12 protein-coding genes, 2 tRNA genes and 2 pseudogenes are annotated in these 15,324 nt (G+C 59.8%); 6 read left to right on the top strand and 10 right to left on the bottom strand.

The features are described 5' to 3' along the window. Positions 1–749: 749 nt before the first annotated feature. Positions 750–992 (top strand): DUF2790 domain-containing protein, encoded by a 243-nt coding sequence (locus ACIPL2_RS27855; protein ID WP_401361905.1) that lies wholly within the window; start codon positions 750–752, stop codon positions 990–992. An 8-nt stretch (positions 993–1,000) separates the two neighbouring features. Here the strand turns inward: ACIPL2_RS27855 and ACIPL2_RS27850 are convergent. The 3 genes and pseudogenes from ACIPL2_RS27850 to ACIPL2_RS27840 all read right to left on the bottom strand — a co-directional run bounded on the left by ACIPL2_RS27850 (position 1,001) and on the right by ACIPL2_RS27840 (position 4,861). Beyond that, positions 1,001–2,262, bottom strand: a pseudogene (locus ACIPL2_RS27850) (OprD family porin). Positions 2,263–2,279: 17 nt separating this feature from the next. After that, a complete protein-coding gene (locus tag ACIPL2_RS27845) occupies positions 2,280–3,500 on the bottom strand; it encodes a benzoate/H(+) symporter BenE family transporter (protein WP_401361902.1) in 1,221 nt (406 codons plus the stop codon). Further along, a complete protein-coding gene (locus ACIPL2_RS27840) occupies positions 3,497–4,861 on the bottom strand; it encodes an aromatic acid/H+ symport family MFS transporter (protein WP_401361899.1) in 1,365 nt (454 codons plus the stop codon). The genes ACIPL2_RS27845 and ACIPL2_RS27840 overlap by 4 nt, the downstream gene beginning before the upstream one ends. A 254-nt stretch (positions 4,862–5,115) precedes the next feature. Between ACIPL2_RS27840 and ACIPL2_RS27835 the strand changes: the two genes are divergently transcribed. The 5 genes from ACIPL2_RS27835 (at position 5,116) to ACIPL2_RS27815 (ending at position 8,562) form a co-directional block, all read left to right on the top strand. Continuing rightward, positions 5,116–5,742, top strand: a complete 627-nt coding sequence (locus ACIPL2_RS27835) for a DUF1780 domain-containing protein (RefSeq protein WP_401361896.1) — start codon at positions 5,116–5,118, stop codon at positions 5,740–5,742. Next, positions 5,739–6,266 (top strand): MOSC domain-containing protein, encoded by a 528-nt coding sequence (locus tag ACIPL2_RS27830; RefSeq protein WP_401361894.1) that lies wholly within the window; start codon positions 5,739–5,741, stop codon positions 6,264–6,266. Before ACIPL2_RS27835 ends, ACIPL2_RS27830 begins: the two co-directional genes overlap by 4 nt. Positions 6,267–6,320: 54 nt before the next feature. Next, positions 6,321–6,494, top strand: coding sequence for a DUF3094 domain-containing protein (locus ACIPL2_RS27825; protein WP_032833555.1), 174 nt, complete (start codon positions 6,321–6,323; stop codon positions 6,492–6,494). A gap of 60 nt (positions 6,495–6,554) precedes the next feature. Further along, on the top strand, positions 6,555–7,853 hold the full coding sequence (locus tag ACIPL2_RS27820) for an NAD(P)/FAD-dependent oxidoreductase (protein WP_059401985.1): 1,299 nt from the start codon (positions 6,555–6,557) through the stop codon (positions 7,851–7,853). Positions 7,854–8,163: 310 nt separating this feature from the next. Further along, on the top strand, positions 8,164–8,562 hold the full coding sequence (locus ACIPL2_RS27815; protein WP_059401986.1) for a hypothetical protein: 399 nt from the start codon (positions 8,164–8,166) through the stop codon (positions 8,560–8,562). A gap of 61 nt (positions 8,563–8,623) precedes the next feature. Here the strand turns inward: ACIPL2_RS27815 and ACIPL2_RS27810 are convergent, their stop codons facing one another. From ACIPL2_RS27810 to rluD, 7 genes and pseudogenes are all read right to left on the bottom strand, one after another. Then, the gene (locus ACIPL2_RS27810; RefSeq protein WP_401362012.1) at positions 8,624–9,487 is read right to left on the bottom strand and encodes a methyl-accepting chemotaxis protein; all 864 of its coding nucleotides are present in this window, start codon (positions 9,485–9,487) and stop codon (positions 8,624–8,626) included. Continuing rightward, positions 9,479–10,249, bottom strand: a pseudogene (locus tag ACIPL2_RS27805) (MCP four helix bundle domain-containing protein); the annotation flags it as partial. The gene ACIPL2_RS27810 and the pseudogene ACIPL2_RS27805, both read right to left, overlap by 9 nt. 155 nt (positions 10,250–10,404) lie before the next feature. Beyond that, positions 10,405–10,481 (bottom strand) — tRNA-Pro (locus ACIPL2_RS27800). A gap of 9 nt (positions 10,482–10,490) precedes the next feature. After that, a tRNA-Asn gene (locus tag ACIPL2_RS27795) sits at positions 10,491–10,566 on the bottom strand. Positions 10,567–10,866: 300 nt separating this feature from the next. Then, positions 10,867–13,431 (bottom strand): ATP-dependent chaperone ClpB, encoded by a 2,565-nt coding sequence (gene clpB / locus ACIPL2_RS27790; protein ID WP_401361890.1) that lies wholly within the window; start codon positions 13,429–13,431, stop codon positions 10,867–10,869. Positions 13,432–13,560: 129 nt separating this feature from the next. After that, positions 13,561–14,286, bottom strand: a complete 726-nt coding sequence (gene pgeF / locus ACIPL2_RS27785; protein WP_401361887.1) for a peptidoglycan editing factor PgeF — start codon at positions 14,284–14,286, stop codon at positions 13,561–13,563. Beyond that, positions 14,283–15,245: a 23S rRNA pseudouridine(1911/1915/1917) synthase RluD gene (rluD, locus tag ACIPL2_RS27780; RefSeq protein ID WP_007942311.1), complete on the bottom strand. Its 963-nt coding sequence runs from the start codon at positions 15,243–15,245 to the stop codon at positions 14,283–14,285. Before rluD ends, pgeF begins: the two co-directional genes overlap by 4 nt. Between the last annotated feature and the right edge of the window lie 79 nt (positions 15,246–15,324).

Here is a 15,324-nt window from a genome sequence, read left to right as displayed (position 1 = left end):
GGGGCCCGCCGCCATCGGCCATCCATGGCCGGGGGCGGCTACCGCGGCATCCTTGCCGCGGTACCCCCTACGCAACGCCTGCGTTCGGCCTCTGGGAAAGGGGCGGCAGATCAAGATCAAAAGCCGAAGCAAAGCAACGGCAAGATCAAAAGATCGCAGCCTTCGGCAGCTCCTACATCGACCGTGTGTACCCATCTATTTGTATCGCACCGATCCCCTGTAGGAGCTAGCTTGCTCGCGATGGAATCATAGACACCGCGTTTATCCTGTTAAAACGCGCCATCATTGATGTTCTTCGCGAGCGAGCTCGCTCCTACAGGGGAGTGCGTATTCCCCAATCAGGCCGGCCCGCAGGCCGCCGTGCTTTTGATCTTGATGCACCGCCCCATCGAGAGGCCGAGTGGAGGTTCTGCGCAGTGGGCAACCCGGCATGGATGCCGGGTTAGCCGCCCCCGGCCAGGGATGGCCGATGGCGGCGGGCCCACGGAGCAGGACCGGAGCGAGGGCATGCCGAGCCTTAGCGAGGCACCGAACGAAAGGGGCAAAAGCCCTTGGTTACTTGGGGCTCTTCCAAGTGACTCGCCGTAAGGGCGAAACCAATAGCGGCCATCTCCCGAATAATGGATATGCCCCCAATCAAGAATCGATTGTTACATTCCACGTAAAACTGAATCCAACCCAGCCCCCCTTTATCCCTCACAGCCAAAGACTAAACTTCAACCATCAGAATCAACCCCGAGCCGACAAAAATGAAAACCCTGACCAGCCTGTTTCTGACCCTCATCGCCACTTCGGCCATGGCGGCCGGCAATGAACCAGCCGCCACCCCATACAACCCGGCGCAGCCACTGGACATCGCCCAGGTAGTGTCAATCACCGATACCGCCACCGCCTGCGACGTCGTCCCAGCCACAATGGTCTACATCGATCACCAGGGCCAGACCCATCAAGTGACCTATCAAGTCATGGGCAACTGCACGAGCAACCTGTAATCAGCGCCTCATAACAGCGTCCAGGTGTAACTGAGGATCAGCCGGTTCTCGTCAATATCACTGCGATAGTTAGACCGCGCCATCGCATTGCGTACCCGAATCCCGAGGCCTTTTAGGCTGCCGCTCTGCAGCACATAGCCAAGGTCCAGGTCCCGCTCACGATCCTTGCCTTCAAACCCCTGCCCGGTATCGACATTGTTGCCTGAGATGTAACGCACGGTGCTGGTCAACCCCGGCACACCAAGGGCCGCGAAATCGTAGTCGTAACGCGCCTGCCAGGAGCGCTCATCGGTGAAGGCGAACTCGTAGGTCGGCACCTCGTTGCCCAGCGGCGAAATGTTGGCAAACACCCGCGGGAACGCGCTGTCGCCAAACATGCCCTGATAGCCGACATAAAACGTGTGACCGCCGCGCTTGGCCGACAACAGCGAGAAAACGCCTGGTTGTCGATGTTGCCCAGCAATTTCTTGCCATCTTCACGTGAATCGTAATATCCGAGGTTGGCGCCCAGCACCCAGTCGCCTACTGGCTGACTGTGCTTGAGGCCGAGAAAGCGCTGGTTGTAGATATCTTCCAGTTGCCCAAACCAGGCGCTGACCGAGCTGCGTTTATCGTTGAAGGCATAATCGGCGCCGGCAAAGTTGAAACCATCACTGTTGACCTGACGCTGCGGCACGTGCCCGAGCATCGCTTGCATCTTTTCGTCGCCCGCCTCATTGCGCAGGCTGGTCGAACTCAAGTGGCCGCCCTGCACGGTCAGGCCGTTTATTTCATTGGAGCTGATGCTCGCCCCCTGATAACTCGGCGGCAGCAATCGAATATCGCTAAACGCCAGCACCGGAAGATTGGGTTGCAGCTCCCCCACTTTTAGCTCGGTTTTCGAGTAACGCACCTTCAACGCGCCTTCCAGCCGGCTGTAATCATTCGCCGCGCGCCCATCGTCCTGCACCGGCAGCAACCCGGTATTGACCCGGTCCGGGCTACTGTCGAGTTTGAGACCGAGCAACCCGATGACGTCCACCCCAAAACCGACCGGCCCTTGGGTGTAACCGGATTTGACGTTAAGGATGAAACCCTGCGCCCACTCTTCGGCCTTTGATTGTTGGTTGGCCCCGACGATGTCGGAGAAGTCGCGGCTGAAGTAATAATTGCGTGCTTGCAAGGTGGCCGTGGTGTCTTCGATAAAGCCACCCGCCATCGCGCTCGCGGAGAAACTCGAGACGAGCGCCATGGACAACACCGAACCGGTTGTTGGACGAATCTGTTTCATCGTTTTTTCTCTTATTTTTATTGATCGACAGGTTGAAGTGCTTCAGACACAGCGGTTTCGCGACGAGGAGCAGGACGGCGGACGCTTAGCAACCCGTGCGTGACCATGCCGAAAATCAGTCCCCAAAAAGCCGCGGACAGACCCAACAGCGACATGCCCGACGCAGTCGTGAGAAAGGTCACCAGCGCCGCTTCGCGATCACTCGGCACGGCCATCGCGCCCGCCAACGCCCCGGCAATGGCAGCGAACAACGCCAGACCGGCCAACGCCGCAATCAGCTCTTTGGGAAAGGCTGAAAACAGCGAGACCAGGGTCGCGCCGAAAATCCCCAGCGCCAGGTAACAGAGCCCGCCCACGACCCCGGCGACATAGCGTTTGCGCGGATCTTCGTGCGCCTCGCGGCCGGTGCACATGGCCGCGGTAATCGCCGCCAGATTCAGCCCATGGCAACCGAACGGCGCCAAAAGCGCCGTGCCCAATGCACTGCTGGCAATGATCGGGCTCGCAGGCAGCCGGTAACCGCTGGCGCGCAGCACCGCCATGCCGGGCACAAACTGGCCGGTCAGCGCCACCATGACCAACGGTAAGGCAATGTTCAGGGTCGCGTTCAGGCTGAACTCAGGCGTGATCCATACCGGCGAGGCCAGACCGATCACCAGTGCTTCGCGGTGCAAATCGCCAGTGAAAAAAGCGATGGAACACCCCACCAGCAGCACCATCAACACCGCATAGCGCGGCATCAGCCGCTTGCAGATCAGGTACGTGACAAACATCGCCAACACCAGCCACGGCTTGCCTTGCAACGAGACGAACAAGCCGGTGCCGAAGCTGAATAGAATCCCCGCCAGCATCGCCGCGGCAATCGCTGCGGGCAGTTTGCCGATGATCCGGTCGAACGCTCCCGACACCCCGACCAGAAAGATGATCAGACTGCTGACCAGATAGGCCCCCACCGCCTCCGGCATGGAAATCCCCGGCAACAAGGCCACCAGCAACGCCGAGCCCGGCGCCGACCACGCAATGATCACCGGCACGCGATACCGCAGGCTCAAACCGATACCAAGCACCGCACTGCCGATGGAAATGGCCCAGACCCAGGACGACAGCACCTCCCTCGAGAGGTGCGCGGTGTCGGCGGCCTGAAAGATGATCACCAACGGACCGGCGTAGGAAATCATCGTGGCGATAAATCCGGCGACGGCCGCTGACAGCGAAAAATCCCGGACCAGCGCTTTCATGAAACTTCGCCGTAAGACCCCGACGAACCAGGGCGCAGGTCCAATCGCTCCTGCCTGGCGCTGCGCCGACTGCTGATCGCGAACACCGTCATCGCGATGGCGGCCACCGCGCCGGGCAAGGCAAATGCCATGAAGTTCAGTTGCAGCGGCAAGCTGATCCCCAGCAGGGCACCGCCCAGCAGTGGCCCGACGATCGCGCCATTGCGCCCGATGCCCGAGGCCCAGCCCAAACCGGTGGAGCGAATCGTCATGGAGTAGAACTGAGCGGCGCAGGCGTACAACAGGATTTGCGAGCCGATAGTGGTGGCGCCGGCAATGGCAATCAGCAGGTACAACACCGGCGTCGGGCTGTTGAAACCGAGCAAGGTGATCGACACCGCCGCCACCGCAAAGAACACCGCCAACACCCGCGGCAGGTTGAGTTTGTCACCCAGTACACCGCCGCCGACCGCACCGAAGATGGCGCCAAAGTTCAGCACCAGCAAGAACGACAGACTCGAACCCAGGCTGTAGCCGGCGTTCGCCATCAGTTTCGGCAGCCAGGAGCTCAAGGCGTAGACCATCAACAAGCAGCAGAAAAACGCCAGCCACAGCATCAGCGTGCGCAGCGCACGACCTTCACGGAACAGTTGCAACACCGGTGTGCCGGTGCCTTTGACTTCGCTCATGTGCAGCTGATCGCTCGAGTGCGCGGCGTAAGCCGGATCAACCCGTTCCAGAATTTTGCGCGCTTCTTCATTGCGCCCCTGACGCAGCATGAAACCCACCGATTCGGGCAGGAAGTACATGATCAACGGCAACATCAGCAGTGGCAGCACCGCCACGTAAAACACCGACTGCCAGCCAAAGCTCGGGATCAACACGATGCCCAGTCCGGCCGAGAGCATGCCGCCCACCGAATAGCCGCTGAACATGATCGCCACCAGCGTGCTGCGGATTTTCTTCGGCGCGTACTCGTTCATCAGCGCCACGACATTGGGCATCACCCCGCCAATGCCCAGCCCGGCAATGAAGCGGCAGAGGCCAAACTCGGTGGGGTTACGGGCAAATCCGTTGAGTACGGTAAAACCGCTGAAGAGCATCACGCAGATCGTGATGGCTTTTTTGCGGCCGATCTTGTCCGACAGCGGGCCGAAAAACAGCGCGCCAAACATCATCCCGAACAGTGCATAGCTGCCCAGTGCGCCGGCTTGCAGAGGACTGAGCCCCCACTCTTTCATCAGCATCGGCAACACCACGCCGTAGATCACCAGATCGTAACCATCGAAGATGATGATCAGGGCGCACCAGAACAGCACCATCCAGTGAAAACGGTTGAAACGAGCGTTGTCGATAACCTCATGTACGTCGATCTTGCGCATGGCATTTATCTCTTGTTGTTGTTTTTGTAAGAGCGTCGGTAAAGCGGCTGACGTCCGTACAGCCGAGGGTAGAGCGGCCTCGAACCGTGCAATAGCCGCTTCGCGCAGATCGCTATCCGTTTTGTGCAGGGCTCTGGAATCGTGGCTTGGGTGAGGATGGCCGCGGGGTTGCGGCGCAGGGTTTTCGAGCGATGCGGGCCGGCTTCGACAAATTGTCTTCTTTGCGATCGCATTTGAACGCTAAGCTTGGGCCTATGGATGACTCAGATTATTTACGCCTGCTGACCATCGCGGCCGAGCAAGCCAACGCCTTTCTGTCCAATGCCCGCAAATGGGAGCGAGAGCGTTGGGTCTGCCAGCGCCTGCTGCAAGGCCTGAACATTCCCTACCGCGTCGACGAATTCGCCCCGGCCGGGGAGCCGCCGGACGTGTTGTTTCGCGAGGCGAACTTCGAGGTGTTTTTTGTGCTCGACGAGGGCCGGCGCCTCAACGACGAATGGCGCGACGAGCTGCAACGTCGGCGCAGCGCGTTTTCCCTGAGCCAACTGGTACGCCGCGAGGCCAAGCCCCGGCGCATTCCGGCCAATGAGTTCTTGCTGAGACTGGCGCCAACCTTGCGCAAAAAAGCGCACAACTACAAAGAACGCGGCATGGACCTTGGCGAACTGGACATCATTGCCTTCGCCAGCCTCAAGCGCGAAGTACTGGACCTCAACAGCCATTTCCCGCCGCCCACCGAATACTTGCGCCAGGGCTGGCGTTCGTTGTCGCTGGTCGGGCCGACGTTCGCCCGCGTGCTGTTCGCGCATCCGGATGCGCCGGATTTCCTGCGCAGTAACCTGGGCCGCAGCATTGTTTTCGACGTCGGGATCAGCCTGTGAGTCCATTGCAGGAATTGATTGCCGAAGTCCCGCAAATCGGCCGTGTACGCTGGATCGGCGTGCGGCCGGAGCGCCATGCGCCGATGATCGAACTCGATGCCGTGGAAGCGCGGCTTGAAGCTGGCTTGACCGGTGATCGCGCCCGACCAGGCGTGCGCAATGCGCGGCAAGTGACGCTGATTCAGTGGGAGCACCTGGCGGTGATCAGTTCGCTGATGGGCCGCCCCGACGATCAACCGGTGTTGCCAAATGATTTGCGGCGAAATCTGGTTATCAGTGGCATCAATTTGTTCAGCCTCAAGGGCCGACGCTTCAGGATTGGCCAGGCGATTTTCGAAACCACGGGCTGGTGCCAGCCCTGCGCACGCCTGCAAAATAACCTCGGCCCCGGGACGTTTCAGGCCGTTCGCGGACATGGCGGAATCACCGCCCGAGTGTTACAAAGTGGAATCATTCGCCTGGACGACACCGTGAGCGTCGAGCCTGTTCCGGACAGCGGCTATGCTCCGTTCAACGTTCGTTAAATCAGCCTGTAGCTTCCATACATTCAGCAACGTCTACCCCTGACGAGGCCCAATATGACCAGCCGCCTGAACCCGGACGACCAGAAGCATGTCGAAGAGTACCTGCACCTGTCCCAGCACCAAGTCGAGCGCCGGCCTTTTCGGCCGTGGATGCTCCTGGTGGTGGTGTTGGCAGTGACCATTGGTTTAGGCCTGTTGAGCCGATTTATCAGTTACCTGACGCTATGAGCCGCTTCGCGCTCGCTCGGGTAATTGCACCGATTTCTTTTAGCCTTGCGAGATATCCCCATGACTCATCGTATTGTCATCGTTGGCGGCGGCGCCGGCGGTCTGGAGTTGGCTACCCGTCTGGGTAAGACTCTGGGCAAGCGCGGTACAGCCAGCATCATGCTGGTCGACGCGAACCTGACCCACATCTGGAAACCGCTGTTGCATGAAGTGGCGGCCGGGTCGCTGAACTCTTCCGAAGACGAACTCAATTATGTGGCCCAGGCCAAATGGAACCACTTCGAGTTCCAGCTGGGGCGCATGAGCGGGCTTGATCGGGCGCAGAAGAAAATCCAGCTGGCCGCCACCTACGACGAAGCCGGCGTGGAATTGGTGCCGGCCCGTGAAGTGGCGTACGACTCGCTGGTGATCTCCGTCGGCAGCACCACCAACGATTTCGGCACCCAGGGCGCGGCGCAGCACTGCCTGTTCCTCGACACCCGCAAACAGGCCGAGCGTTTCCACCAGCAATTGCTCAACCACTACTTGCGCGCCCACGCAGGGCAAACCGACAAGGTCGAGCAAATCAGCGTGGCCATCGTCGGCGCCGGTGCCACCGGGGTCGAACTGGCCGCCGAACTGCACAACGCCGCCCATGAACTGGCGGCTTACGGCCTGGACCGGATCAAACCGGAAAACATGCACATCACCCTGATCGAGGCCGGCCCACGGGTGTTGCCAGCGCTGCCGGAACGGATTGGCGGGCCTGTGCATAAAACCCTGGAGAAACTCGGGGTCAATGTCATGACCAACGCCGCCGTCAGTGAAGTGACGGCCGATAGCTTGATCACCGCCGATGGCAAAGTGATCAACGCCAGCCTGAAAGTCTGGGCTGCCGGGATTCGCGCGCCGGGTTTCCTCAAGGACATCGATGGCCTGGAAACCAACCGCATCAATCAGCTGCAAGTGCTGCCGACCCTGCAAACCACCCGCGACGAAAACATCTTCGCCTTCGGTGACTGCGCCGCGTGCCCGCAACCGGGCACCGATCGCAACGTGCCGCCACGGGCACAGGCCGCGCATCAGCAGGCTTCGCTGCTGGCCAAATCGCTGAAACTGCGGATCGAAGGCAAGGCGTTGCCGGAGTACAAGTACACCGACTACGGCTCGCTGATTTCGCTGTCGCGTTTTTCGGCTGTGGGTAACTTGATGGGTAACCTCACCGGCAGCGTGATGCTCGAGGGTTGGCTGGCGCGGATGTTTTACGTGTCGCTGTACCGGATGCACCAGATGGCGCTGTATGGCGCGTTTCGCACGGCGATGCTGATGCTCGGCAGCAAGATCGGACGCGGGACTGAGCCGCGGCTCAAGCTGCATTAAGATCTTCGTCATCAGTCAGGGCCTCTTCGCGGGCAAGCCTCGCTCCTACAGGATATGTGTCCGTAGGAGCGAGGCTTGCCCGCGAAGCAGGCGCCTCGGTCTAACCCGCGAACACTTCTGTGTCTCACTGTATCTATCCCCGCAATTACGCCCTTTGCTTACAAACTCCCCCGTGCGCGACACAGTAGCGATACACCACTCCCGCTAAATGGCCACACCCGAGCAAGGCACCCCGCCGGCTACGGGTATCGCCGCAATTGCGTGGCGTCCTTTATCGAACGGTTGTGTCGCGCAACCCAGGAGTATTGAAATGTCCCGTACCACCAAAAACACTATCGGTTTGCTCGGCGCTGTTTTGGCCGGTGGCATGATGTTGTCCGGTTCCGTGTTCGCTGCGCAGCCCCTGACACAAGGCTACCTGCTGGCCTCGGCCGAACAGGTGGTGAAGACCCCTGAAGGCAAATGTGGCGAAGGTAAGTGTGGCGATGCCTCGATGGCAAAAACCGACACGGATGGCGACGGCAAGGTTTCCCGTGCCGAATTCCTGAAAGTCGCGCCGAAGTCCAACTTCGACAAGATCGACACCAACCATGACGGTTTCATCGATGAGCAAGAGGCTTACAACAACGTAAAAGCCAACTTCGAAGCTAATGGCAAGAAAATGCCAAAAGGCTTGTTCGAGCACCTGAAAGACCAAGACGGCGCCTGAGTTTCAGAACGCCAAGCCGCGCTTTTCCATCGAGAAGCGCGGCTTTTTTTCGCCTGGCGTTTTAAACCTGGAAGCGCTGCACCATTGTCTGCAACGAATTGGCCAGCTGTGACAGTTCATGGCTGGAGGCGCTGGTCTGATCGGCCCCCGCGGCGGAGCGCACCGACAGGTCGCGGATGTTCACCAGGTTGCGATCGACTTCACGCGCCACCTGCGCCTGTTCCTCGGCAGCACTGGCGATCACCAGGTTGCGCTCATGAATCTGATGCACCGACGCGGTGATGGTCTGCAACGCCTCGCCCGCACGCTCAGCCAAGGCCAATGTGCTGGCGGCACGGCTTGAACTGGCGTGCATGGAGTCCAGCGCCTGAGTGGAACCGGTGCGCATGCCCTGAACCATCTGTTCGATTTCCTGCGTCGACTGCTGGGTGCGATAAGCCAAGGCGCGAACTTCGTCGGCCACCACCGCGAAACCTCGACCGCTTTCCCCGGCGCGCGCCGCTTCGATGGCCGCGTTGAGGGCCAGCAGGTTGGTTTGCTCGGCAATCGCGCGAATCACATCCAGTACCTTGCCGATGTCCTGAGACTGATTGGCCAACGATTGCACCAACCCCCCGGTGATCTGCACATCGCTGGCAAGCGCGCCGATGGCGGTGACGGTTTCGCTGACCCGCTCCTGGCCAACCTGCGCGGACTCACTGGATTGACGCGTGGCGTCGGAGGTGGACACCGCGTTGCGCGCGACCTCCTCCACCGCAGTGGTCATTTCGGTAACGGCGGTGGCCGCTTGTTCGATCTCGTTGTTCTGCTGTTGCAGATTCTGCGTGCTGTCGAGCGTGACCGCGTTCAACTCATCGGCCGCCGTCGCCAATTGTGCCGCCGAGCCACTGATGCCCTGCAAGGTTTCCCGCAGGTTGCGTTGCATGGTCGCCAGCGCCTGGAGCAAGCGACTCACTTCGTCGTTGCCATGGGTCTCGATGGGGCGTGTCAGGTCGCCCCGTGCGACATTTTCGGCGGCATTCAACGCCTCGCCCAAGGGTTTGACGATGCTGCGTGTCAGCAACATTGCAAGAGCGACGGTGGCCAGGGCGGCCAGCGCGATGAACAGGCTGACGATCATCCGCGACGTTTCGTAATGCGCTGCCGATTTCTGGCTTTCGGCAGCGACTTGTTTGGCGAACAGATCCGCCAGGTCAGTGAGCTGTTTGCCGGAACCATCAACCACGGTTTTCATGTCTACCAGCAGCAGCTTGGTCAGTTCATCGTGGCGCCCCTGTTCAGCCAGGGAGAACGATTGGGCAATGCCGGCACGATAAGCTGCAAAGGTGGTTTTGAACTGGTCATACAAGACCTTGCCTTCAGCACTGTCGACCAACCGGTCATAGGCCGCGATTTTCTCGCTCAGCTCTTTGTCCCGGGTATCCATCTGGCTGCGGTATTGAGCGATGTTCTTCGGGTCCTGATCCAGGGCCATGCGCAGCGAAATGGTACGGATGCGCAGCATGATCTCGCGGATCTCGTCACCGCCACGAATGCTCGGCAGCCATTGTTTCTCTACCGCGACTTCGCTGTCGCGAATGCTCGACATTTGCCCCAGGGCAAAAATCCCGAGTAACGCTACCAGCACGGCGATCAGGGAAAACCCCAAGGCCGCCCGAGGAGCGATGTTCAACTGACGAAGCAACATAACGAGCGCCCTTTTTCTTGTAATGGGAGGTGGGGCGTTGTTTCGGCAGTACCCCGTCGCTTCGCTATCGGCAGGTTGTACGATGACTTGAAGGGAATCGTCTTTTCAGCGGACAAAAAAAATCCCCGTATCTTTCGATACGAGGATTTTTAATATGGTCGGGGTAAGGGGATTCGAACTCCTGACATCCTGCTCCCAAAGCAGGCGCGCTACCGGACTGCGCTATACCCCGGTTTGAAATTGGCTCCGTGACCAGGACTCGAACCTGGGACCCAATGATTAACAGTCATTTGCTCTACCGACTGAGCTATCACGGAACTACATATTTCAATTTACAACGTTGAAGCTTTACTGCGTTCTCTTCGACCCGTTCGCATCGCTGCGTTCGTGTGTCTGAGGCGCGCTATTCTACAATCTTCAGCACCTCTGTCAACCCCCTAAATTGCTTTCAAGTTAATGATTTGCAACTTATTTTGGATTCCTGCTTGGGGAGCGGAAACCCTGGCGGGTGACTGACTGCGGGGCGCACTTTACAAGCCTTTTCCTTAGAGTTCAACAGCCTGGCGAAAAAAAGGCCTCGCAATGCGAGGCCTTCATTATTGCGCCGCCACTTTGGGTCAGGCGAAAACGATTTCGTCGTTTTCCACTGTACCCACTGCGGTGTCGCCCGGCATGAAGCGGCCCGACAGAATCAGCTGCGCCAGCGGGTTTTCGATCCAGCGCTGGATCGCTCGTTTGAGCGGTCGTGCGCCATACACCGGGTCGTAACCGACGGCAATCAGCTTGTCCATGGCTTCCGGGCTGAGTTCCAGCTTCAGCTCGCGCTCGGTCAGGCGACTGCGCAGGCGACCCAACTGGATCTCGGTAATGCCCGCGATCTGATCCCGAGCCAATGGCTCGAAGATCACCACTTCATCCACCCGGTTGATGAACTCCGGCCGGAAGTGCGTGGAAATCGCATCCATCACCGCCGCGCGCTGAGCCTCACGATCACCGACCAGTTCCTGGATCTGCACCGAGCCCAGGTTCGAGGTCATGACGATCACGGTATTCTTGAAATCCACCGTGCGGCCATGGCTGTCAGTCAAGCGACCATCTTCCAGCACTTGCAGCAAGATGTTGAACACGTCCGGGTGGGCCTTCTCGACCTCGTCCAGGAGGATCACCGAATACGGCTTGCGACGCACCGCCTCGGTCAGGTAACCGCCCTCTTCATAGCCTACGTAGCCTGGTGGCGCACCGATCAGACGAGCCACGGAATGCTTCTCCATGAACTCGGACATATCGATCCGCACCATCGCCTCTTCAGTATCAAAGAGGAATTCGGCCAGTGCCTTGCACAACTCGGTTTTACCGACACCGGTCGGGCCGAGGAACATGAACGAACCGCTCGGACGATTCGGGTCGGACAACCCGGCCCGCGAACGCCGCACCGCGTTGGAAACGGCAATCACCGCTTCGTCCTGGCCGATCACGCGTTGGTGCAACAGGCTTTCCATCTTCATCAGCTTGTCGCGCTCGCCTTCGAGCATTTTCGACACCGGAATGCCGGTCCACTTCGAGACGACTTCGGCGATCTCTTCTTCAGTCACCTTGCTGCGCAGCAACTGGTTTTCGCTTTTGCCGTGCTGGTCGACCATTTGCAAGCTGCGCTCCAGGTCCGGGATCACCCCGTATTGCAACTCGGCCATGCGGTTAAGGTCGCCTTTGCGGCGGGCGGTTTCCAGCTCCTGACGGGACTGTTCGATTTTCTGCTGGATCTGCGCAGAGCCCTGGACTTCGGCTTTTTCCGCGTTCCAGATTTCTTCGAGGTCCGAGTACTCACGCTCATGACGAACGATTTCTTCCTGGAGTTTTTCCAGGCGTTTCTTCGCCGCGTCGTCGCTTTCTTTCTTCAGCGCCTGGGATTCCACCTTCAGCTGAATCAGGCGACGCTCCAGACGGTCCAGCACTTCCGGCTTGGAGTCGATCTCCATGCGGATGCGGCTGGCGGCCTCATCGATCAGGTCGATGGCCTTGTCCGGCAACTGACGATCGGTAATGTAGCGATGGCTGAGCTTGGCCGCGGCGATGATCGCGCCGTCGGTAATCGCCACTTTGTGGTGAACCTCGTAACGCTCTTTCAGGCCACGCAGGATCGCGATGGTGTCTTCTTCGCTCGGCTCGTCCACCAGGACTTTCTGGAAGCGTCGCTCAAGCGCGGCGTCCTTCTCTATATATTGGCGGTACTCGTTGAGCGTGGTCGCGCCGACGCAATGCAACTCGCCGCGAGCCAGTGCCGGCTTGAGCATGTTGCCCGCATCCATAGAGCCTTCGCCCTTACCGGCGCCGACCATGGTGTGCAGTTCGTCGATGAACAGGATGATCTGTCCTTCCTGCTTCGACAGTTCGTTGAGCAAGGATTTCAGGCGCTCTTCGAACTCGCCGCGGTACTTGGCACCGGCAATCAACGAGCCCATGTCCAGCGACAACAGGCGCTTGCCCTTGAGGCCATCCGGCACTTCGCCGTTGATGATGCGCTGGGCCAGTCCTTCGGCGATGGCGGTTTTACCGACGCCAGGTTCACCGATCAGCACCGGGTTGTTCTTGGTGCGGCGTTGCAGCACCTGAATGGTCCGGCGAATTTCATCGTCACGACCGATCACCGGGTCGAGCTTGCCTTCTTCGGCACGCTTGGTCAGGTCGACGGTGTATTTGTCCAGGGCCTGGCGCGACTCTTCGTGGTTGGCGTCGTTGACGGCCTCACCACCGCGCAGGTTGTTGATCGCGTTTTCCAGGGCTTTTTTGCTGACGCCCTGGCCGAGCAACAATTTGCCAAGCTTGCTGTTCTCGTCCATCGCGGCGAGCAACACCAATTCGCTGGAGATGAACTGGTCGCCCTTCTGCTGGGCCAGACGATCGGCCTGGTTGAGCAGGCGCGCCAGATCCTGCGACATGTTGACGTCGCCGGTCGGGTTCTGGATTTTCGGTAGCTGGTCGAGCTCTTTGGTCAGCTCTTTACGCAGGCTGTTGACGTCAAAACCCACCTGCATCAACAGGGGTTTGATCGAACCACCCTGCTGTTCAAGCATGGCCTGCATCAAATGCGCCGGTTCAATGCCCGGATGATCGAGGCCGACGGCCAGGGATTGGGCGTCGGACAAGGCTAACTGCAACTTGCTGGTTAAACGGTCTATACGCATGGGTCACCTTCCTTTTGAGCAGGCCGGACCTATAAACATCCTGAATGAAGAAACCTGCCAGATACCTGACTAGATGTGGTCGATTCTGGGAGTTTCAAGCGTCGTACAATTGATGTAGATCAGAGAAGTCTAGCGTTCGAGCCAGATAAGGGAGGCAAATCGGCCCGTTTGGGGGCTACGCCGGTAAGAAAAGAAGCGCGGATCGGTCACGGTGCAGAAACCGCCGCCATAGACGGCCGTTACACCGCGTGCGGCCAGGCGCAAACGCGCCAGCTCATAGATGTCAGCCATGAATTTGCCAGCATTGGCGCTGGGCACAAAAGCGTTGGCGGCTTCAGGCAGTTGCTGGACAAAGGTTTCGCGCACTTCCGGGCCGACTTCAAAGGCTTGCGGGCCAATGGCCGGGCCGAGCCAGACCAGCACTTCGGACGGTGCCACGGCCAGGCTGTCGAGGGTAGCTTCCAGCACACCCGCCGCTAACCCGCGCCAACCGGCATGGGCCGCCGCGACGCGAGTGCCGGCGCGGTCACAAAACAGTGCCGGCAGGCAGTCGGCGGTCATCGCCGCGCAGGCGATACCCGGCGTTGCCGTCCAGCTGGCATCGGCAGTGACCACCCGGCCTGGGTCAGCATGAGCCACGGCGATGCCGTGAACCTGCTGCAACCAGGCCGGTTGAATAGAGAAATAAGCGGTCAGGCGACGGCGGTTTTCGGCGACGGCTTCGGGGCTGTCGTCGACATGATCGCCGAGGTTGAGGCTGTCGAACGGCGCCAGACTGACGCCGCCCGCACGGGTGGTGACGCAGGCTTTCACCCCGGCAGGCGCAGGCCAGTCGGGAATCAGCCAGTCACTCATCCGATGAACGCCTCACGGTCTTGCTTGAGCAGGGTCAGCAACCAGACGAAATCGTCCGGCAGTGGCGATTCCCAGCTCATGCGTTTACCGGTGGTCGGATGATCCAGCTCCAGGAACCGCGCATGCAGCGCCTGACGCGGGAAAGCCTTCAACGATTCGACCATGGTCACACTGGCTGCCGGCGGAATGCGGAAACGACCGCCATAGGCAGGATCTCCGACCAACGGGTAGTTGATGTGGGCCATGTGCACACGAATCTGGTGCGTACGACCGGTTTCCAGCTTCACCCGCACGTGCGTGTGGGAGCGGAAACGCTCGAGCACGCGGTAATGGCTGACGGCTTGCTTGCCCCCTTCCATCACGGCCATGCGCTGGCGTTGCTGGCCGTGACGACCGATCGGCGCGTTGATCTTGCCACCGGCCGTCACCACGCCGATCACGATGCACTCGTAGATCCGGCTGACGCTGCGGCTCTGCAACTGAGTAACCAGCTGCGTCTGCGCTTGAATGGTCTTGGCCACCACCATCAGACCGGTGGTGTCCTTGTCCAGACGATGCACGATACCGGCGCGGGGCACATTGATGATGTCCGGCACGTGGTGCAGCAAGGCGTTGAGCAAGGTGCCATCGGCATGGCCGGCAGCCGGGTGCACCACCAGGCCCGCAGGCTTGTTGATCACCAGGATGTCGTCGTCTTCATAGACGATGTCCAGCTCGATGTCTTGAGCGATCCATTCGCCCTGAGCTTCCTGCTCGGCAGTCAGTTCAAGAATGGCGCCACCGTGAACGATGTCTCGCGGGCGGATAACCGCCCCATCCACAGTCAGGCGGCCGTCTTTGATCCAGGCGGAAAGGCGCGAGCGCGAGTGCTCAGCGAATAATTGTGCGGCGACTTGATCGAGGCGTTGGCCGCCCAATTCGGACGGCACCTCTGCGCGAAGTTCAATTTTATCGGACATGCTCAGACTAGGCGTCGGCACAGCCTTTGGTTTCGGCTGCGCGCTTGTGGTTAAATACGGCGTCTTTTGCCCCGAGGCT

It is taken from the genome of Pseudomonas sp. NPDC086251 (assembly GCF_044746405.1).
GTDB lineage: Bacteria > Pseudomonadota > Gammaproteobacteria > Pseudomonadales > Pseudomonadaceae > Aquipseudomonas.
Note: the sequence above shows the minus strand (reverse complement) of the source record. Positions and strands in the feature narration are given on the sequence as shown.